Origin of the sequence: Bacillus haikouensis (genome assembly GCF_013179555.1) — a bacterium.
Lineage (GTDB): Bacteria > Bacillota > Bacilli > Bacillales > Bacillaceae_B > Rossellomorea > Rossellomorea haikouensis_A.
In genome coordinates, this window is the sequence record NZ_JABMCR010000018.1 from 1 (window position 1) to 20,686 (window position 20,686).

Here is a 20,686-nt window from a genome sequence, read left to right on the forward strand (position 1 = left end):
TGAATATATTTCCCAAAGCAAGGAATGCAGGGAATGCCCTTCTCTTCAGGAGTGCAGGAATATGATGAAGGGGTTTGACCCACACTTGGTCATCCGCGGAAACACGATTGATATCGAATATCACCGGTGTCCCAGAAAAGTGGTCCACGATGAAAGAACGAGTTCTCAAAGGTTGATCAAGAGCTTATATGTACCAAAAGATATTCTTCAAGCCTCTTTCACCACACTCGACCTTGATTCAAAAAGCCGGTTGGAGGCTGTGCGGCTTGCGAAGAACTTTGTTGAAAACTATTCTGCGGATGAACGGATGAAAGGATATTATTTTTACGGTAAATTCGGTGTGGGTAAATCCTATATCCTCGGCGCGATCGCAAATGAACTCGCACAAAATAAAGTGGCATCCATGATCGTGTATGTGCCCGAGTTCTTCCGTGAAATCAAGCAGTCTCTTGGAGATAACTCTCTCAATGAAAAACTTGAAGCCGTCAAAGCAGCGCCGGTTCTTATGCTTGATGATATTGGTGCTGAAACAATGTCGAGCTGGGGAAGAGATGAAATCCTTGGAACCATTCTCCAGTTTAGAATGTTAGAGAATCTGCCGACATTCTTTACTTCAAATTTCAACTTTGACGAACTGACCCACCATTTGACCTACACACAAAGAGGGGAAGAAGAGAAATTGAAGGCAGCGAGAATCATGGAAAGAATCAAATACCTGGCAAAACCTGTCCACATCGATGGGCGTAATAGAAGAGAATAGGATACACAAAAAGAAAAGGTGCCGCCGCCTTTTCTTTTTTTATGCAATTAATTCACAATCAAACTTCTAATTCATACAAGCTCCCCATATATATAAAGCAGGGATTTCGGCTTTTTAGGAGGGGAGAAAGTTTGATTGAATTCATTTTCAGACAGAAAAATGATGCATTAAAGCTTCAACAATGCCTGACCAAACATGATTTGACATCATGGTTTCATGAAACGCTTTTTCAAAATAAAACTCACTATAACCTTACTATAGATGTTTCGACTCCGTATAACGGATTGGACAGCCTGATGAAAGGAACAACAGAGTTCATCCTCTGGGACAAGTGTATCGATTGGGCGGAGGATATTCTGAGGAACCAATTTTTCTATGAAGATGTCTCCGAAATCGAACAAATTCTGGAAATTATTTCTGATATGAGAATGGGGGAAAGACCTGAATTGGACCAGCTGCTGGAAGAGTGGGATGAACCACTATTTGTGAGGGAAAGCCTGGATCGGGTGTTCATCGATAACATACCCGTTTCATTTGATTCATTCAGTACGTTCAGGCTGAAAAAGCTTCAGCTTCGGATTGCGGAAATGGTGGAACTTGCAATCGATGAATACAAGATGGAGCAGGAATATCAAATATTCATCCATATGCTCAGGGAATATTTAGCTTCAAGGGAGAAGAAGCTTGATACGATCCATCTTTTCTCAACGGGATTCGGATTTCGATTCTTTGATGAAAACTTGAAGGAAGTTTCAAGAAAAGAACTCACGGAGCTCATCGACAGACGGCTTTTGACAAACCATCCGCTTTATGTGGATTCTTACACAATTGCACCGCTTCTGTCCATCGCTCCTGAAAAAATATATGTCTACGGGAGCAGCGAGAATAATCTGATAAGGACATTGCAGAATATTTTTGAGGAACGGATCGACTTGCTTCCCATGCATTATTTTCCTGAACCACTCCTGTATCCATCGATTGATTTGGCAAATGAATAGGGAGCATAATTTTGCCTTTGGTCCTTGCTTTTGACTGCATAACCGATTATAATACCTACATAATAAGTCTATAAGGTAAAGGTTATGAAGAGGACAATAATATTCCTATTCGGTTCACAGAGAGGGAAGCCGAGGCTGCAAGCTTCCTAATACGACAGAAATATTTACCACCTCTGAACTTCAATCCGGAAATGGCACCAGTGCCTCATTAAGGATTGACGGCTAAATGTCGTTATTCGTTTTCAATGAAGTCATTCTTTGCTTTTTTCAAGCATTGATGAGAAGTTGGGTGGAACCGCGAGTATATCGATTAACCTCGTCCCTTCAATTATGAAGGGGCGGGGTTTTTTATTTTTTACCCTGAAAAATTTAAAGGAGTGAAGACAAATGTCTGAACAGATTAAAATGGCGTTCCCTGATGGAAATGTGAAAGAGTTTCCTAAGGGGACCAGTACTGAAGATATCGCTGCATCCATCAGCCCGGGTCTTAAGAAAAAGGCGATTGCAGGTAAAATAAATGGTCAACTGATTGATCTGCGTACAGGAATCATGGAAGACGGAAAGATTGAAATCATCATGCCTGACAGCGAAGAAGCATTGGAAGTTCTTCGCCACAGCACAGCTCATTTAATGGCACAGGCAATTAAAAGACTGTACCCGGAAACGAAGCTTGGAATCGGTCCGGTAATCGAAGGCGGTTTCTACTATGATATCGACTCCGAGCATTCATTTACACCTGAAGATCTTCCTCTTATCGAAAAAGAGATGAAGAAACTCACTGGTGAAAATCTTGAAGTGATCCGTAAAGTCGTTACCCGTGATGAAGCACAGAGGATCTATGAAGAAGTCGGAGATGAATACAAGCTGGAGCTTCTCGAAGCAATTCCTGAAGGAGAGCAGGTTTCCATTTATGAGCAGGGTGAATTTTTTGACCTTTGCCGCGGCGTCCATATTCCGTCTACAAATAAAATCAAGGAATTCAAATTGTTGAGCATTGCCGGTGCCTATTGGCGCGGAAACAGCGACAATAAAATGCTTCAGCGTATTTATGGGACTGCTTTCTTCAAAAAAGACGATCTGGATGAGCACCTCCGTCTCTTGGAAGAAGCGAAAGAACGCGACCACCGTAAAATCGGTAAAGAACTGAACCTGTTCATGAATTCGCAAAAAGTAGGCCAGGGTCTTCCGATGTGGCTTCCAAAAGGGGCCACGATCCGCCGCATCATCGAGCGTTACATCGTCGATAAAGAAGAACGCCTTGGTTACGATCATGTTTATACTCCGGTAATGGGAAGCGTTGAGCTTTACAAGACAAGCGGACATTGGGATCACTATCAGGAAAACATGTTCCCTGTCATGGAAATGGATAACGAAGACCTTGTTCTCCGCCCGATGAATTGTCCTCACCATATGATGATTTATAAAAATGATATCCACAGCTACCGCGAACTGCCGATTCGTATCGCAGAGCTTGGATTGATGCACCGTTATGAAATGTCGGGTGCTCTCTCAGGACTTCAGCGTGTGCGTGGAATGACATTGAACGATGCTCATATCTTCGTTCGTCCAGATCAAATCAAAGAAGAATTCAAGCGTGTCGTCCGTCTTGTACAGGAAGTATATAAAGACTTTGATCTTAATGACTACTCTTTCCGTTTATCGTATCGAGATCCAGAGGATACTGAGAAGTACTTCGATGATGATGAAATGTGGAATCGTGCACAAAGCATGATTAAGGAAGCGATGGATGAGCTGGACCTCGAATACTTCGAAGCAGAAGGGGAAGCCGCATTCTACGGACCAAAGCTGGATGTTCAGGTGAAGACGGCTCTTGGTAAAGAAGAGACATTATCGACTGTCCAACTGGACTTCCTGCTGCCTGAACGTTTTGACCTTTCATACGTCGGAGAAGATGGCAAACAGCACCGTCCGGTCGTTATCCACCGCGGGGTTGTGTCAACAATGGAACGCTTTGTTGCCTTCCTGATCGAAGAATACAAAGGTGCATTCCCAACGTGGCTTGCCCCGACACAAGTCCAGCTGATCCCGGTATCTCCTGAAATCCACTTTGATTATGCAAAAGAAGTGAAGGAGAAGCTTCAAGCAGAAGGACTGCGTATAGAAATCGATGACCGTAATGAAAAAATGGGTTACAAAATCCGTGAAGCCCAAATGAGCAAAGTTCCATATATGCTTGTGCTTGGTGATAATGAGATTTCAGATCGTGCTGTTAACGTTCGTAAATACGGTGAGCAGAAATCTGAAACCATTTCATTGGATCAATTTGTGGACGAGATTAAGAAAGAAGTGAATCGATAATAGATTGTTGAGGAACGGACCTTGTTTGAGGTCCGTTCTTTTTATAGATTGGATTTTGGAATTAAGGTACGTTGAAAATAAAAAGATTAATAGCGGAAAGTAAAAGATTAATGACCTGATCGAAAAGATTTTCTGGCAAAACTCAAAGATCTTCAAGTTAATTACCATTTACTACCCTTCATTATTCACTGCAATGCTCCTAATCCCCCGTATAAAACAACAATTGAAAAAAACTATTGCACTCCAAACCGATGTCTGATATTATATAAAACGTTGTGACATTAGAACGATTGTTGACATCCAATATGTCATATGATATAGTATCTAAGGTGAATTGAATACAGTTTGGTACAAGCAGAAGCTACCCGCTTCTCACCTGAATGACGCTTTAAAGAGCAGTTGCCAGGTATGATATTGACTATTAAAGCTTTTTATAGATGCTTTATAATCAGATGCGGGTGTTTCGACACCCGCATCTTTTTTTGTGCAAACAATAAAATGAGCGGGTGCCTGAGACCAAAGCCGTTGTATTCTTTTAATAAACCTTGGAGGTGGCTAATTATTAGCAAAGACATGATCTTAAACGAAACCATTCGTGCCCGTGAAGTACGTCTTATCGATCAAAATGGCGAGCAGCTTGGAATCAAATCCAAGAATGAAGCCCTTGAAATCGCTGAACGCGTAAATCTTGATCTTGTTCTTGTTGCTCCAAATGCCAAACCACCCGTTGCCCGTATCATGGACTACGGAAAGTTTAAGTTTGAACAACAAAAGAAAGAAAAAGAAGCGCGTAAAAATCAAAAGATCATCAACCTTAAAGAGGTGCGCTTAAGCCCTACGATTGATGAGCATGATTTCAATACCAAGCTTCGCAACGCACGCAAGTTCCTTGAAAAAGGAGACAAAGTAAAGGCGTCAATCCGATTTAAAGGCCGTGCGATCACGCACAAAGAAATTGGTCAACGTGTACTGGATCGTTTCTCAGATGAGTGTAAAGATCTTGCAACTGTTGAATCAAAGCCGAAAATGGATGGTCGCAGCATGTTCTTGGTGCTCGCACCAGTTAACGAAAAATAAAGGACCCGAGGAGGAAAAGCACATGCCAAAAATGAAAACTCACCGCGGCTCAGCTAAGCGTTTCAAGAAAACAGGTTCTGGTAAACTTAAACGTTCTCACGCTTACACAAGCCACTTATTCGCAAACAAATCTACTAAAGCAAAGCGTAAACTTCGTAAAGCAGCTGTTGTCTCTAAAGGAGATTTCAAACGCATTCGTCATATGCTTGACAACCTTAAATAAAAAGCACGTAAGAAATAGGAGGGAATTATTATGCCACGCGTAAAAGGCGGAACAGTAACACGCAGACGTCGTAAAAAAGTTCTTAAGTTAGCAAAAGGTTATTTCGGTTCGAAACATACTTTATATAAAGTAGCAAATCAACAAGTCATGAAATCATACATGTATGCTTATCGTGACCGTCGCCAGAAGAAACGTGATTTCCGTAAACTATGGATCACACGTATCAATGCGGCTGCTCGTATGAACGGTCTTTCTTACAGTCGTTTAATGCACGGTTTAAAGCTTGCTGGTATCGAAGTTAACCGTAAAATGCTTGCTGAGCTTGCGATTGCTGACGAAAAAGCATTCAACCAATTAGCTGAAGCAGCTAAAGCTCAACTTAACAAATAATATCTTTTGCAACGTGCAAACAGATAAAAGGACTGGCCTTATGGGTCAGTCCTTTCTTTATAAAAGAAGCTGTAAATCTAAGTGACAGTGTTAATTACCGCTAATGATTTCCGTGCAAGACTTCGCTTTCCGCGGGCACCTCCTATTGTTGTTTGGGGTGTCCAACAATAGGGGAGCAACACAGAAGACCGAGGAGGCTCAACTTCCTCCCCGCGGAAAGCAAGTGCCTGTAGCGAAAAGGAACGGGACTCATATGACCAATGCAATTTTTTAAACTAAACAACACAGCTTGATAGAAAGAAGGTATCCAATGGAGTCATTACTAAATCTTCTATACATATATATCCTGATCATCAATGTCCTCGGTTTCAGTCTCATGAGAAGAGACAAAAAGAAAGCACAGAGGCATGAATACAGAATCAAGGAGCGGACATTATGGACCGTGGCAATTATAGGTGGCAGCATTGGCTCTTATATTGCCATGAAGGTCTATAGACATAAAACGAAGCACAGATTATTTGCGATGGGCTTTCCGTTCCTTGTCATCGTTCACAGCTTTTTGTTTATTTGGGTCAATCAAGGGATCTGATGAGGAGGGGAATCTATTTTCTTCTGTTACCTTTCTGGAGGTGGACAATCCCTGGTCTTCCATAAATATTCTCCTTTTGTCATACAGTGTAGACAGAATGTATAAACTGTAGAGTATAGAGGCAACAGAAGGAGGTCTGCATTAGCTATGGACGACCGATTAGTAGCAGCATTCGCCATCATGGAAGCTAGTGGGTATATCGCTCCTGTTCTGTTTATATTATTTCATGTACTGAGGCAGTTTCTATTTATTCCCGTCGCATTGGTATGTATGGCTGGAGGTATCCTTTTCGGCAGTATCCTCGGTACGGTGTACTCGCTGATTGGATTAACGCTTTTATCCATCATTTTTTATTTCGCTATCAAAAGTTTCACATCGTTTTATGAGCGGCTGCTGAGATTGAAAGAAAAGTGGTTCGGTAAAAGCGCTGATCTGACCACGGGGCAGATTGCGGTATTAAGGCTTATTCCGTTCATACATTACCAGTTACTTAATCTCTGTTTGATGCAGAAAAACCCGCAGTTTAAGCCTTACGTTCGCGCCACCATCATTTCCAATATCCCTCTCGCTTTTTTCTACACGGTGTTCGGCCAATATATCAAACAATTTTCTCCCCCCATTATGATTATGATTCTGCTGGCTTTGGTTGTACTATTTTATCTGTTGAGGGAAAAAGTAAGGGTCATTGGATGGAACGAGTTTTTTCCTGAGAAGAACCGTGTGTAGTCAGACATCGGTCGTACCACTACTTAAATGGACATGAAAAGGGAACCTGCAGGGGTTCCCTTTTCATGTGAAACTGATTTCACTCCTGCCGGTCCAATAAAAACCTGCCGTAACCGATGGGATTGAAATGTTTCGCTTTCCATTCTTCTAATCGTTTTCCCTTGTAGCGGATGTTTCCATATCTCCCGCGGAAATTGCATTCGATAAAGTATGCGCGCCCTTTTTTGTCGAGTGCAATATCAAATGCGATATCAGCAATATGGTCGGTATGTTTTTCCAGATGTCTTGCCATTTTTAAAGAGAGATTTGAAATGTCTTGATGGATCCGGTTGTGGGAAAGATACGAGTGCCCTTTTACTACTTCATCGAAACTAAGTGAACTGCCTCCCTGGCTGATGTTTGTTACAAACTGATTTCTTGAAGGGGATACCTTGCACAGAATCCCGGGAACAACCCAGTCTCCTGTTTGGTTACGCTGTACTACGACCCGAAGATCGAATGGCCTTTTTTTATAGGTTGCAAGATTAATATTTTCCTGAATGATATACTGCTTCTTATTGAAAATATCCGTTAGGAATGTGGGGATGTCTTCTTTAAACTGAACTTCCTTCCACTTTCTTCTTGCAATGGGGTAGCGGAGTTTGATCCTTCCTTTTTTATCTTTGGTTAGTTTCATGATACCGCCGCCGAGGCTCCCTTTGGCAGGTTTCAAAATCAACTGTCTATGCTTTTTCAACATCATTAAGAGGTTTTCAAGCGTACCCGGAACTGTTTCAGGCAGGGAAGGGGCTATTTCGGGATCTTCACTCATAATCTCATGCATCCTTAATTTGTTTTGGCCAATGCCTCTTTTATTGTAGAACTGTACCTTTTTTCCTTCCAGGAAGCGGCTCTGTTTCTTGGTAAGAAAACTGCGTGTATAGATCACTTTCGGGATATCGACAGTTTCCAGCACATAATCCTTACTTTTTTTAATAAACCCCTGAACTTGATCTACACCCGGTTTTAGACACGAGAGCTTCATAAAGACGGGTGTAAGCCCAAAATGGTCGGCTGCAGCCTGGTACGCCCGGACATTTATTTGGTTTTTACCTGCAGACAGCCTGTCGAATATGCCATCGGGAAGGATAACCCCTATATATTCCTGTGTCATTTTATCTTCAACTCCTGCTTTTATTCGGTCTCTTCTATTTATATTAGAAAAAAGGAATTTGGTTATTGGAAATTAGCATATATATGCAGGCGCTCATAATATATAAAGGTGTTAAGGCGACTGCAGTAAATGAGGTGAATGAATGAAGACATGGTTCAGAGTGAAAAAGGGAGAAGAGACAGGGGATCGGCTCCTTGTACATCCCGAGTTGATAAAGAGTTTCGAACTCACTGGAAATACGAAAGTAACATTAAGGTTCGGCCTTCAGACATGCGATGTGAGAGTTATTCCCTCTAGTAAAATCAACCTCGGAAAAATGATCCTATCAGGTGATGTCATCCAAAAGCTGATGCTTCCTCTCATCCCGGCATACGAAGTCGTATATCGTGATAATGAAATCCAAATAGGACCGATCATTGGGATAGTCGCCGCTAAAAAGATCGGAAAGCTGGAAGAAAAAGTGCAAAAGCTGGGGAGATATGTAAGGAAGTATCATAAGGTGAACGGGGCAATCATCGCATTTTCCAATGAAGGAATCGATTTTGATAAAAAGCTCGTATTCGGTTATCTGTATGATCCTTTTGATAAGAGATGGGTCAAGGGAATCTATCCATACCCGGCGGCAATCTTTAAGAAGGCTTCATTGGATAAGGAACTTCATCGCCATTTTGAGAACATTATAGGAAACCGTATATTCAATTCTTCCACTTTCAACAAGTGGGAGATGTATTCTTGGTTTAAGAATACTTCAGAGCTGAACGAATATCTGCCAGAAACAAAGATGTTCAAACAGTTTAACGATGTGGATCATATGACGGAACAATTCGGATCAGCCTATATCAAACCAATCAAAGGAATGCAGGGAAAGAAGGTAGCGAAGGTAGAGAAATGGAACGAGGGGCTGATGATTCAATATATTGAAGAAGATACTAAAAAGGATTATTTCTTTAAAGATTTGTTGGATGCAAGGGAATTTCTCCAGGGTACATTTAAGGAAGGGAAGTTCATCATCCAGCAGCCTCTTAATCTGCGGTTCAATGAATCCATTATTGATTTTCGTGTCATCATGGTTAAAGACCAGACGCGCAAGTGGAAGAACTATGGGGTTATGGGCAGGAACGGGGTGAATGGCCATATTGTCAGTAACCGCCATAGAGGGGGAAAGGTGGAGCAGGCTCACATCACCTTGAAGAAAATGTTTCCGGAAAAAGTGAATGAGTATATGAAGGAGATGGATCAGTTAGCGAGAAAAGCGGCAAATACGATTGAAAACTGCGGCTTTCATTTTGGGAAACTCGGAATCGACATAGGAATCGACAAGGATGGTCGTATGTGGTTAATTGAAATCAATCACCGCAATCCCAATGACTATGTAGCGACATTTGCCGGTGATAGGACTCTGGTAAACAAGATCAGACTTGCTAATATGCGGTATGCAAAGAAGCTTGCAGGTTTTTAGCTTAAATGAAAAAGATTCGGTATTACCTGAAATCTTAACACATCCGGTATAAATAGTGCACGTATACAAATGCCTCCCCCATTACGAAGTCCAAACGATAGGGGAGGCATACTATATTGCTTTTTTTATCCTTTAAGGTCCCTGAGTAATTTCCTGAACGACTCCCTCATTGAGGCTTTCACAAGAATGACAGATTGAGGTCCAGCCAATCTTTTCAGAAGTTCAAAGGCTTCTTGGGACTGCTTGCACATGTGGATATTTTCTGAATTCATTCCGAGCTGCAATGCTTCTTTGCCGATTGTTGCTGCTGTTTGCCCAATGGTAATCAAAACGGAAGGCTGGCTTTTAACGACCATACCGGCTATCTTTTTGTGTTCTGATTTCTCTTCAATACCGAGTTCGCTTATTTTCCCGAGTACGGCGATGGAATGTCTGCCTTTGGAGACTTCCTGTAAAACGGACAGGGCTGCCTGGACGGAGTTGGAGTTGATGTTCCAAGTGTCATCGATCAAAGTGGATCCATTCAGACCTTTTTTTACTTCCAGGTGCCGGCGTAAATGACGAAAAGATTTTAGACGGTCTATCGCAGAGAGAATATCAAATCCGTGAACATGCGTGACAGCTATGGCTGCGATGGAATTGTACACATTGTGTATGCCATATCCAGGAATGGAGACCTGATACGAATTTTCTTTATGCCGAAGAGTGAATTCCATACTATGTGCGGAAAAACGGATGTCTTCTCCCTTATAATCCGCCTTATCGCCAAGTCCGAACCATACGGGGTTTACTGTATCGAGTGTATTCAGTGCTTGTGATGTATTCGGACAGTCCGCATTTAGAAAAGTAAATCCGTTTTTACCGACACCAGTCAGTATTTTGAGTTTCTCAGCCACGTATTTATCAGTGCTGCCGAACCTTTCGATATGATCCGCACCTATTCCGGTAATCAGAGCGGAATAGGGTCCGAAATAACGTCCGCATCTTTCGAGATTCCCTGTCTTGCCTATTCCGAATTCGAATACTGCATAATCGGTCTCCTCTTCAAAGTTCGCGAGTACAGATGCGTTTGATCGGAAAAGGTTATAGTTTCCGAGAGTTGCCTTCACTTTATAACGGGATGACAGGATATGTCTGATCATTTCCTTCGTAGTCGTCTTGCCGGAAGTCCCAGTTATCGCGATGACGGGGATATCAAATAAACTTCTGTAACATTGAAGGAAGCTTCGATAAGCGCCTTTAATATTATTCACCTTCACGATGGTAACATCACCCTTGATGTTTTTAAGCTTTCCTACTCGATCGCTGATGATTACGCAAGGAGGGAAGGCTTTATGAAAGTCTGTCTCGTTAAGGTTTCGATCCAGGCAAAAAAACAGCGAACCGTTTCGCAGCTTCTTTTTTTGGGTAATCACTTTTTCCAAGACGGGAGGCGGGCCATTCCTTATAACAACCCCGTTGATGCAGGGGAGGATCTCATTTAAGTTTAATGATTTCACTGTTATCTCCTTTTTTTAGTTCTAGTCCTTCCATTTTGCTTCTCTTTTTCTGTTTGATTCTGCAACATATTTTGCATAGGGGATAAGATTTTTGGCAACTGAAAATTCCCTGTTTTTACTTCCGGGACGCCAGTTAACTTCATAAATCCAAAGACGTTGATTTTGATCTAGGGCCACATCAATCCCCAATTCATCAAAGGAACGGTTTTTATAAAGACTTTCAAAGTGGCTTGCGAAAGAGACAGCAAAATACTCCAATAGTTGTTTAATATTAAAATAGTCTTCTCCAAATTCTTCAACTAAAAAAGGGATTAATTCTCCCCGGTATCCGCCGCTGCTAATATTACTGGTTAACTTATTACCGCTTACCCTTGGATAAATCAGGTTCACGATCCATTTTCCGGATGCATCTTTCTGGACATGCAATCGAAAGTCATAGGTCAATCCAGCGTTTGTTCTACATTCTATAAACGGTTGGATCAAGTATTTCTGTTGATGAATGAGTCTCTGGATAAAGTCTTCAAATTCCTTCAATGTATAGAGAGTTTCATCAAGTCCTGAGATGCAGCGGATTCTGTTATCTTTCATCAGGGTGATAAAAAAGATGGAGCGGCCCTTGCTTCCTGAATGCGGCTTTATGACCAATCGGGTGTGTTTTTTTATAAATGAAACCACATCCTCCACTTTAGTGATGCTCTGAGTGGGAATCAAAAAATGAGAGAACGCACCGCCTTCTTCAATTCTTCCAAAGACGCTCATTTTGTTTCCGATGGAATGACTGATAAAAGGAATAGTACGTTTTAAAGCTTTTCGGATGACGGATTGTTTACTCGTCTTTGGTGGACTGATATTGATAATGGAATCTGGGAAATTCATTTCACGTTGTGTCCAATGGCCTTCACTGAAAACCCATCCATTGATTTTTTTATTGGCAAAATCCACTGAACCGTATGAGAAATAAACAAATGCAACACCATTCATCTTTGCTATAGAGGCACAAGCAAATGCTTTTTTTACTTCATGCGGCCTTTTACGGTAATGAAGCATGCCGATTAATGTCATGAACAACACCTACAATGGTTCTAAATAGAATTTGATTTCTTCTGCTGCTCTTTTTGCAATCTCCTTCGCTTTTGCAGGATCAGATGAGCTTGCCAGAACGTAGGCATACCGATCCCCCATGGATAAGGGAGGATTCAAGATACTGCCTTTTCTTGGTTTTACATAGACTTTTTTAACACCTTCGATTTTCTTGGCTTTATTTTTGCCGGTCACTTTAATTAATTTTCCAGGTGTGTCGACCGTTAAGAATTCTGCAAAAACATGTTCGTTTTTAAAGGGGACCAGGCAAAGGTCTTCACCGAGATAAAGCTTCAATGTTTCCCTTACAAGGCAGATTCCGGTTGATTCGAGAATCATCTGGTTGATGACACTGCCGGAAATGCGCGGATTGATTTCAATCAGTTTCCACTCATCATTTACGTGCCTCATCTCCAGATGGCAGGTGCCATGAGACAAACCGATATCTTTCATAATATATTCGATGGCAGCAGTAAGTGTCTCGTTTGCATCAGGAGCTAAACGAGCTGGCATATGATAGCCTGTAATGATAAATCTGCGGTTGCTGGAAATTTCCTGTTCGATGATGGCGACAATCTCCGTTTTTGCATGCCGGACCACGACTTCGATTAAATACTGGGGACCTGATAAATATTCTTCGATCAGCAGAGGTATATGGCTGAAATTCTTTTTGAAATACTGTACCCCTTTTAAGAATTCCTCACGGCTATCTGCTTTTATCACGTCTTTTGAACCATTGGATATAGGGGATTTCAATACGACAGGGAGCTTATTTACATGGTGATCGAATATCTTATCCGCGTCTATGTCTAAACTGCAGACGCAAAATTGCGGAGAAACAGGATTTCTCTTTAATTCATCCCGGAAACGTGTTTTATCCTCCATTTTATATAAAGCTCCGACCGATACTTCTTGTAATCCAAGTTCCTTTGAGATATCGGCTGCCAAACTGACCAGTGGATCGATAAAGCTAACAAATGCTTTCACCCGTTTGCCTTGGACCCTGATGTTTAAAAGTTGTTCAAAGATTTCCTCTCTATCCGACAAATCCTTCATCATAATCATTTGATGAACATCAGGGAACTCCTCCCGTTGTCTTCTCCATTTACGTCTATCTGTCAGCAGGACTGTGAAATAGCCCATTTCTGCCGCCGCGATGATGGCCTCCCTGCTGGAGCCGGACTTGTTACTGCCAAGAAAAATAATCGTTTGCATAACAAATTGCTCATCTCCTGTGAACGATGATGTTTACCTTTTTTACAACTAATTTCAAAGTCAAGAAAAGTACTTATACGCATCAATATAGTATTCACCTCTGTAAAAATAGTGATGGCAAACATGGAAATTACGTACATTACAACTGCTTGGTACATATATAAGTTACTGTAGAAATTTTCCTTTATTTATTTGAGGGAACTATTCTAAAAAACAGTGCATAGGAAATATACGCAGCCGTTCCTTTCCGTTGCAGGCACTGTCGGTACGACAGGGTGCTCACGGGTGATTTGCGGAAGGTGAAGTGTGCTCAGACTGCAGACCATATAGCAGGGAATTATAACAATTCAGTTTTCTGGGGCTATCGATAGTTAAATCTTGGTTTAGATAAGAAGGTGCGAGATTGTTTATAAAAAAAATGGAGTTAAGTGAGGGGGCGATTCTATTAAACCCCATTACAGCAAAAAAGATGAACATGAAGAAAGGCGGGAAGGCTGTATTACACTTGGGAATCTGGCAAAAAGAAGTGAAGCTGATCTTGAATAAGGAGATAGATCATGATGTGTTGAAGGTACCGGACAATTTGTTTGGTTTCACCATTCCTGAAGATATCGATTTTGACTGGCGCACGGAAGGGAGAGATCTATATCTGGGTCCTGTCCTAGGAATAGTAAGAGGGGTCCGCATGGCAAATATCAATAAGAGGAGTCTCAAGATCCTGCTGAGATGGGTAAGATCCTATAATCAGCATAAAGGATTGGTTATCATTTTTCCCCTGTCGGAAGTTCAGGTGGATTCCACTTCAGTGAAAGGTTTCTGTTATCACCCCGGTCAAGCTGGAACAATGTGGATGGAGGGGGATTTTCCAATGCCAGATGCTGTCTTCAACAGGCCGATTGCCGGTGCGGGCAATAAATATCACTTGCTCGAACAAATCACAGGGGGACGCTTTTTCAACAGCAGGGGGACCGGTAAATGGGAGTTTTATCAGGCGTTATTAAAAAACCCCGATGCAAGTTCCTTAGTACCCCATACGGAGAAATTCACCCATTTCGAACAGCTCTTTACCAAGCTCGAGGAGTATCAGGTGATTTACGTAAAGAAGAGATTCGGAGCGCGGGGCTACGGCATCATTCAAATGAAAAAAACTGCTCATGCAATCGAAGTGACGCGGGTGATAAAAGGGACACAGATAAAGGAATTTTATAAAACAGAAGAGGAGTGTAAAGACTGCCTGAAAAAGATCGTTAAGAAAAACAGATATATCATACAGCAGGGAGTCCCTTTTGAAAACAATCGAAAACAAGTGGATTTCAGGGGCTATATCCAAAAAGACAGCAGCAAGGTCTGGCAGGTTAGGGGGATTATCGGAAGACTTGCCAAACCCGGCAGCGTCATCACAAATTTGAGGTACACGGAGAAGATACTGCCCGGAGAAGATGCGCTTAAGGAATTTCACGGGTATGCCCAGAAAGAGGCAGAAACAGTTTTATCTAATATGAACGAAGCCTGTATTCGGGCAGCTGAAAGTCTCGATATGAATATAGGTCATTTCGGCGATGTAGCACTTGATTTTATCGTCGATCAAAAAGGTGATATTTATTTCCTGGAGGCGAATTCCAACTATGGTCATGAAAGTCTTGGGAAAATTAACGATCATGAATTAAGGAAACGCGTGTTTGAATCACCTCTGGAATACGCAAAGGCACTTGCGGGCTTCGGGGATAGACAAGAGGGAGGATAAAACCTCCGTCGTTACTTGCAGCACAACCTGCTGGGACTATCCCTTTCTGTATTTCAGGATCCGCCTGTATACTTCCTCGTCTTCCAATGCTTTGAATAAAGAGACACTTGGGGCTGTATTTGCTTCGATGATCCAGATATTTGCCTTCTCATCGAGTCCGATATCGAGGCCGAATGTACGGGTATTCGTGTAGTAGTTTCCGAGATGAGTTGCTGTCAGGACACTAATTTGATCGATTCTTTCTGGTAAGTGACCGCTCGGTGCTTTAAAAGAGGAGCTTTTGATGGCATTTTCGACAGTAATGAGATGTTTTGGATAGTTTGTTAGGACGAATCCATTAGCAGCCACTTTAGCGAGTTTGGCTGTGACTGTCCATTCACGCGATTTCTTCATTCGCTGAACCATCACCCGTATATCATACGGTGATTGCTTGATCGTGTTCAAGGCGATCTTTTGCTGGACGATATAATGTTTATTACTGCAATAGTGCTTCAAAAGATGCTGGAATGTATGCTTTCTTCCTTCTACAGTATAAACTTTCTCCATGACATGGAACTCGTAATGGTTATCAGAGGCGGATTTCACTTGAACAATGCCTTTCCCCATATATCCTTTTGTGGGTTTGATCATCACAGCACCGTATTTGTCCATCACATGCCAAAAAGATTTCTCATTCAGTAAAAAGGTCTCAGGCAAATAGCGGGATATTCCCGCTTCCTTCAACATAAGCTGATATTTTTTCCACTTCCCGGTCGATATTCCCATAATGACTTCACTTCTTTCGCTAAATTTAATACATGACTGGCAGAAGTGGCAGCATTTACACTAGTATCATCATATGAGAATACTGCGTCAGGCATGTTAACAAATCATTTAAGCCACGATAGATGTAAAAAAATGCTTAGAGTAGACGCTCTAAGCATTTTCATTCATTTATCGGTTTTTCTCATGAATTCGTTAATGGGACTTTTCCAATCGATTTTTGCATTCGGATAGCGTTCTTTGATTTCATTTTGGATATAATGGAAATCATCATATCCAAGCCCTTTCAATGACTGGATGTTATTGGCCCAGACGAAAATCGAAACCACTTCAAAGGATTTTTCTGTTGTTCCCAAATATTTTTCCCCTTCAAACAAAACCCCTTTGTACGTCACATAAAAGTTTTTTCTGACATTCTCCTGGTCATCAAGGAAGTGGAAACGCTTCTGTTCCTGAGCAAGCTCAAGCTTCCGTTTCGGATCAATGATATATTTAATACTCCGGTAAAAAAGGTAAATGATAAGGGCAAGAATAAATAATCGGATGAGCCATAACATGTAAATTACCTCCATAGGCATAGATCTTCTATTATTATTTACGGTATAAAAATAAAAAGGTTTCATTTTTATTTAAAAAAAGGGAAAAAGTTTGTCATACTAAGATGGATAACAAGACGAAGGGATGGATTTGATGAAAATCGATACATTACTGGATATGCAAAAGCAGCTGGACGGACATATCGAAACTGAACATGGATTGACAGATGTAAACCTGGTCGATAGAAAGATACTGGCTTTATTGGTGGAAGTGGGGGAACTTGCAAATGAGACAAGGAGTTTCAAGTTCTGGAGCAAGAAAAAAGCATCATCCAAAGAAGTGATTCTGGAAGAATACGTAGACGGTATCCACTTCATTCTCTCACTTGGAATCGAAATAGGTCTTCAGGAGATTGACCTGGAAGGGAATCATTCAGGTACCGAAGATTTGAATGAACAGTTTCTTTATGTCTATCGAATCATTACTGATTTTAGGACAGAACCATCAGTCACTCACTTTCTTGACTTGTTCAATGAATACATACATTTAGGTGAATTACTCGGCTTCACAAGCCAGGATATTTTCGATGCGTATACAGACAAGAATAAAGTGAATTATGAAAGGCAGCAACAAGGATATTAACTTTCAAAGTTTTTTGAGTTATTGGAAAGATTATAATATAATAGGGTTAGTTTAAAATATTTAGGGGGTCGAAAGAATGACAAGACTGGATGAAACATTAACGATGCTCAAAGATTTGACAGATGCAAAAGGGGTTCCCGGCAACGAAAAAGAAGCAAGGGACGTAATGAAACGATACATAGAACCGTTCGCTGATGAAATCACAACAGACAACTTAGGAAGCCTCATCGCCAAAAAGGTAGGGGATGAAAACGGTCCTAAAATCATGGTGGCGGGACATCTTGATGAAGTAGGCTTCATGATCACGCAAATAGATAATAAAGGTTTCCTGCGCTTTCAAACAGTTGGAGGCTGGTGGTCACAGGTCATGCTTGCACAGCGTGTGACAATCGTGACAAGCAAAGGGGATGTAACAGGGGTCATCGGTTCGAAGCCGCCTCATATCCTTCCGGCAGAAGCGCGTAAAAAGCCTGTCGATATTAAAGATATGTTCATTGATATCGGTGCCTCAAGCCGTGAAGAGGCCCAGGAGTGGGGAGTGAAACCGGGGGATATGGTTGTTCCTCATTTCGAATTCACTGTGATGAAAAACGAAAAGATGCTTCTTGCCAAAGCTTGGGATAACCGCATCGGATGTGCGATTGCGATCGACGTCCTGAAAAACCTGAAAGATGAGCAGCATCCAAACGTAGTGTACGGTGTGGGGACAGTTCAGGAAGAAGTAGGACTTCGCGGAGCAAGGACTTCTGCTGCGAAGATCCAGCCGGATATTGCTTTCGGTGTCGATGTAGGGATTGCCGGGGATACACCGGGTATCTCTGAAAAAGAAGCGCAAAGCAAAATGGGTGAAGGTCCACAGATCATCCTTTACGATGCATCGATGGTTTCTCATAAAGGACTACGGGATTTCGTGACGGATACAGCCGACGATCACAATATTCCGTATCAGTACGATTCGATTGCCGGCGGAGGTACTGATTCAGGAGCGATCCATTTGACTGCGAATGGGGTGCCTGCACTTTCCATCACGATCGCAACCCGCTACATTCACTCCCATGCAGCCATGCTGCACCGTGATGACTACGAAAATGCAGTTAAATTGATTACGGAAGTTATTAAAAAGTTAGACAAAGATACCGTGTCAAAAATTACATTTGATTAATTACACATTAAAGACCCTGTTATCATGCAGGGTCTTTTTAAGTGTGTCATTAAAATTCAATTTCACCTGAATCCCTCAAATCAGCATCAATCGTTTTTTTGATGATATGGATGGCACTGTCATTGTCTTCCTTGGATTCGGATGTAATGCAGTCAATGGGGATGCTCAACTCGTATTCCCTCATATAGGCATCGTTCGCCGTGAACAACACGCAGATATCACCGGCAATCCCCGTTAATATCAAATGATTCACACCGAGTTGATGAAGGAGGATTTCAAGCTGGGTCCCGAAGAAACAGGAATGCTTCGGTTTGACAATGAAGTATTCATCTTCTTCGGGGTGGATTTTATCGATGATGGACCTCCCCTTTCCTTCTTTACACACTTTAATGATATCATCCATATTATCCTGCCATAAACCATAGTTATCATTTACATAAATGACGGGGACATCTGCTATCTTTGCCTTTTTCTTTAAATGATTGATCGGTTCCACTATTTTTTCTGTATTGATTAGAAGGTTTTCCCCGCCTGGGAAATCAAATTTATTTATCATATCGATTATCAATAATGCTGTCCTGTTTTTTTTCATGGTCTTCTCCTTTCATATCCTTTCTATACCACTAAAGTGTCAGCGATAAAACAGAAGAAATGAAGAAGGCTGGGACAAAAAGAAAACCAATTACCAACAGACGAAATTTCAGTGATAACTCTACATACCGCTAATGATTTCCGTGCAAATCTTCGCTTTCCCCTGGAGTCTTCGTCTTGCACTCCAATCAACCGCTGGAACAAGCTGAAAACGAAATGGCCATTTGAACAAATGAATAAAAAACCCGAACTGACTTGAATCCAGGAATTCAAATTAGCTCGGGTTTTACTTAGACTAAAACACTTTTGTCCCAGCCTGTTACTTTACTGCGGCTGCTGCTGTAATGATTCTTCCAATGTCTCCAGCACCATTTGCTGTTCCTGCGGATCGGCATTTTGCCAGAAAACTTCAAGCAGTACTCCTAAACCGGGAAGAGTTTTCTCTTCTCCGCCTTGGATGGCATCAACGATTGTATCCTTCAACTCTTCCTGGTTGTTTCCGGAAACGTTGTGTATGATTGCTTTTCTTAGATTCAGGTTCATTACGCATTTCTCCTTTTGCTTTAGGATGAGGAATTCATTGATATCATCTCTCAAATTGAATTTATTATGTATAGAAGATAAGATATAATGAAGTTTGAATTGTTAAATGAAGGAGCGGGTATGATTGAAGTATATTCAATCCTCTAAAAATCCTGTAGTGAAACAGTGGAAAAAGTTACTGACCAAAAAGGGCAGAGACCAGACCCATGCATATATTGTGGAAGGCTTTCACTTGGTTGAAGAAGCATTGAAGCAGGAAGATACTGTGATTGAGCTGATCTTTGTCGAAGGAGTGGAGCTGCCTGGTAAATGGAATCTCGATGATATCGAGATGGTTCAGGTTTCAGAAGAAGCAGGAAAAGCACTCGCTGATACCGAAACGACTCAAGGAGTCTTTGCGGTGTGCAGGCAGAAAGATTCAGCATCCATATACGAGGGTAAGACCTTTTTGCTGCTTGACGGTCTTCAGGATCCAGGGAATATTGGAACAATTGTCCGTACGGCAGAAGCATCCGGAATCGACTCGATCTTCCTCGGGAAAGGAACGGCGGATCTATACAACCCAAAGGTGCTGAGATCTGCACAGGGAAGTCATTTTCACGTCAACATTGCCAAATGCGATCTTGCAGAAATCATTTCTGAATTAAAAGAAAAAAACATACCAGTCTATGGTACAGCCCTTGAAAATGGAGAAGAATATACGTCCGTCAAGCCGAAGGAGTCATACGCTTTGATCGTTGGAAATGAAGGCAGCGGCATGAGCAGAGAGATCCTTTCAATGACAGATCAGAACCTGTATATCCCGATTTACGGCAAGAGCGAATCACTGAATGTCGCCATTGCCGCAGGCATCCTGTTATATTATCTTAAAAATAGGCAATAATTTTTCTTAAATGGTTTGAATTATCGGGAATAATTCACTATAATTATTCCCATATACTTTATTAAAAACGAAGACAGAGGAAAGTAACACATGAATATTCTTCAAGGGATAGAATGCCTCAGACTGAAAGCATTCTTAAGAAATCATGATGTGAACATTTCACCTCTCGAGTTGGCATCGGGACCATTCCGAATAGGGAATGTAAAGATGCACCGGCAAAGCCGTTATCCGAATGAAGTGAGCCTATCTTCTTTAGATATGCTTATAAGGGTGGTACCGCGATCATAACCTCGTCCCTTTCCAGGGATGGGGTTTTTTTGTTTTTTATGGCTCT

22 protein-coding genes and 1 other annotated feature are annotated in these 20,686 nt (G+C 41.6%); of the genes, 14 read left to right on the forward strand and 8 right to left on the reverse strand.

Annotated elements, in window-relative coordinates; genetic code table 11:
* The 8 genes from dnaI to HP456_RS03470 form a co-directional block, all read left to right on the forward strand.
* A partial coding sequence (gene dnaI, locus HP456_RS03435; RefSeq protein ID WP_172248611.1) for a primosomal protein DnaI occupies nt 1–760 on the forward strand: 760 nt, incomplete at its 5' end.
* A gap of 131 nt (nt 761–891) precedes the next feature.
* Nucleotides 892–1,758 carry a putative sporulation protein YtxC gene (locus HP456_RS03440; RefSeq protein WP_172248612.1) on the forward strand — a complete coding sequence of 289 codons (867 nt, stop codon included), beginning with the start codon at nt 892–894 and terminating at the stop codon, nt 1,756–1,758.
* A 387-nt stretch (nt 1,759–2,145) separates the two neighbouring features.
* On the forward strand, nt 2,146–4,077 hold the full coding sequence (gene thrS / locus HP456_RS03445; RefSeq protein ID WP_172248613.1) for a threonine--tRNA ligase: 1,932 nt from the start codon (nt 2,146–2,148) through the stop codon (nt 4,075–4,077).
* Nucleotides 4,078–4,423: 346 nt separating this feature from the next.
* Nucleotides 4,424–4,565 (forward strand) — a sequence feature (ribosomal protein L20 leader region).
* 70 nt (nt 4,566–4,635) lie between these two features.
* Nucleotides 4,636–5,154: a translation initiation factor IF-3 gene (infC, locus tag HP456_RS03450; RefSeq protein ID WP_172248635.1), complete on the forward strand. Its 519-nt coding sequence runs from the start codon at nt 4,636–4,638 to the stop codon at nt 5,152–5,154.
* A 22-nt stretch (nt 5,155–5,176) separates the two neighbouring features.
* The gene (gene rpmI / locus HP456_RS03455; protein WP_032087387.1) at nt 5,177–5,377 is read left to right on the forward strand and encodes a 50S ribosomal protein L35; all 201 of its coding nucleotides are present in this window, start codon (nt 5,177–5,179) and stop codon (nt 5,375–5,377) included.
* Nucleotides 5,378–5,407: 30 nt separating this feature from the next.
* Nucleotides 5,408–5,767 (forward strand): 50S ribosomal protein L20, encoded by a 360-nt coding sequence (gene rplT / locus HP456_RS03460; protein WP_032087388.1) that lies wholly within the window; start codon nt 5,408–5,410, stop codon nt 5,765–5,767.
* A gap of 310 nt (nt 5,768–6,077) precedes the next feature.
* Complete coding sequence (locus HP456_RS03465) at nt 6,078–6,356, forward strand: DUF1294 domain-containing protein (protein WP_172248614.1); 279 nt, start codon at nt 6,078–6,080, stop codon at nt 6,354–6,356.
* Nucleotides 6,357–6,503: 147 nt separating this feature from the next.
* A complete protein-coding gene (locus tag HP456_RS03470; protein WP_172248615.1) occupies nt 6,504–7,082 on the forward strand; it encodes a TVP38/TMEM64 family protein in 579 nt (192 codons plus the stop codon).
* Between the two features lie 79 nt (nt 7,083–7,161).
* Here the strand turns inward: HP456_RS03470 and HP456_RS03475 are convergent, their stop codons facing one another.
* Nucleotides 7,162–8,235, reverse strand: a complete 1,074-nt coding sequence (locus HP456_RS03475) for a YheC/YheD family protein (RefSeq protein ID WP_172248616.1) — start codon at nt 8,233–8,235, stop codon at nt 7,162–7,164.
* A 142-nt stretch (nt 8,236–8,377) separates the two neighbouring features.
* Here HP456_RS03475 and HP456_RS03480 point away from each other — a divergent pair, with 142 nt between their 5' ends.
* On the forward strand, nt 8,378–9,694 hold the full coding sequence (locus HP456_RS03480; RefSeq protein WP_172248617.1) for a YheC/YheD family endospore coat-associated protein: 1,317 nt from the start codon (nt 8,378–8,380) through the stop codon (nt 9,692–9,694).
* A gap of 125 nt (nt 9,695–9,819) precedes the next feature.
* On the opposite strand, the gene HP456_RS03485 is transcribed toward HP456_RS03480, so the two are convergent.
* From HP456_RS03485 to HP456_RS03495, 3 genes are read right to left on the reverse strand one after another with little or no spacing between them, the layout of a single operon-like run.
* Nucleotides 9,820–11,193 (reverse strand): UDP-N-acetylmuramoyl-tripeptide--D-alanyl-D-alanine ligase, encoded by a 1,374-nt coding sequence (locus tag HP456_RS03485; RefSeq protein ID WP_172248618.1) that lies wholly within the window; start codon nt 11,191–11,193, stop codon nt 9,820–9,822.
* Between the two features lie 21 nt (nt 11,194–11,214).
* Nucleotides 11,215–12,255, reverse strand: coding sequence for a YheC/YheD family protein (locus HP456_RS03490; protein WP_172248619.1), 1,041 nt, complete (start codon nt 12,253–12,255; stop codon nt 11,215–11,217).
* Between the two features lie 9 nt (nt 12,256–12,264).
* The gene (locus HP456_RS03495) at nt 12,265–13,488 is read right to left on the reverse strand and encodes an ATP-grasp domain-containing protein (protein WP_172248620.1); all 1,224 of its coding nucleotides are present in this window, start codon (nt 13,486–13,488) and stop codon (nt 12,265–12,267) included.
* A gap of 403 nt (nt 13,489–13,891) precedes the next feature.
* Between HP456_RS03495 and HP456_RS03500 the strand changes: the two genes are divergently transcribed.
* Nucleotides 13,892–15,232 (forward strand): YheC/YheD family endospore coat-associated protein, encoded by a 1,341-nt coding sequence (locus HP456_RS03500; RefSeq protein ID WP_172248621.1) that lies wholly within the window; start codon nt 13,892–13,894, stop codon nt 15,230–15,232.
* Nucleotides 15,233–15,268: 36 nt separating this feature from the next.
* On the opposite strand, the gene HP456_RS03505 is transcribed toward HP456_RS03500, so the two are convergent.
* Both HP456_RS03505 and HP456_RS03510 read right to left on the reverse strand, forming a co-directional pair.
* On the reverse strand, nt 15,269–15,997 hold the full coding sequence (locus tag HP456_RS03505) for a YheC/YheD family protein (RefSeq protein WP_172248622.1): 729 nt from the start codon (nt 15,995–15,997) through the stop codon (nt 15,269–15,271).
* A gap of 164 nt (nt 15,998–16,161) precedes the next feature.
* On the reverse strand, nt 16,162–16,551 hold the full coding sequence (locus HP456_RS03510; RefSeq protein WP_172248623.1) for a sigma-w pathway protein ysdB: 390 nt from the start codon (nt 16,549–16,551) through the stop codon (nt 16,162–16,164).
* Between the two features lie 133 nt (nt 16,552–16,684).
* Here HP456_RS03510 and HP456_RS03515 point away from each other — a divergent pair, with 133 nt between their 5' ends.
* Together HP456_RS03515 and HP456_RS03520 are read left to right on the forward strand one after the other, a co-directional pair.
* A complete protein-coding gene (locus HP456_RS03515; RefSeq protein WP_172248624.1) occupies nt 16,685–17,173 on the forward strand; it encodes a dUTP diphosphatase in 489 nt (162 codons plus the stop codon).
* 76 nt (nt 17,174–17,249) lie between these two features.
* Entirely contained in the window at nt 17,250–18,335 is a 1,086-nt protein-coding gene (locus HP456_RS03520; protein WP_172248625.1) for a M42 family metallopeptidase, read from the forward strand.
* Between the two features lie 49 nt (nt 18,336–18,384).
* On the opposite strand, the gene HP456_RS03525 is transcribed toward HP456_RS03520, so the two are convergent.
* Nucleotides 18,385–18,927 carry a cysteine hydrolase family protein gene (locus HP456_RS03525; protein WP_172248626.1) on the reverse strand — a complete coding sequence of 181 codons (543 nt, stop codon included), beginning with the start codon at nt 18,925–18,927 and terminating at the stop codon, nt 18,385–18,387.
* A gap of 323 nt (nt 18,928–19,250) precedes the next feature.
* Nucleotides 19,251–19,469 (reverse strand): small acid-soluble spore protein SspI, encoded by a 219-nt coding sequence (sspI, locus tag HP456_RS03530; protein WP_172248627.1) that lies wholly within the window; start codon nt 19,467–19,469, stop codon nt 19,251–19,253.
* A 124-nt stretch (nt 19,470–19,593) separates the two neighbouring features.
* Here sspI and HP456_RS03535 point away from each other — a divergent pair, with 124 nt between their 5' ends.
* Nucleotides 19,594–20,352: a TrmH family RNA methyltransferase gene (locus HP456_RS03535; RefSeq protein ID WP_172248628.1), complete on the forward strand. Its 759-nt coding sequence runs from the start codon at nt 19,594–19,596 to the stop codon at nt 20,350–20,352.
* A 90-nt stretch (nt 20,353–20,442) separates the two neighbouring features.
* Nucleotides 20,443–20,640 carry a hypothetical protein gene (locus HP456_RS03540; RefSeq protein ID WP_172248629.1) on the forward strand — a complete coding sequence of 66 codons (198 nt, stop codon included), beginning with the start codon at nt 20,443–20,445 and terminating at the stop codon, nt 20,638–20,640.
* Nucleotides 20,641–20,686 lie beyond the last annotated feature (46 nt).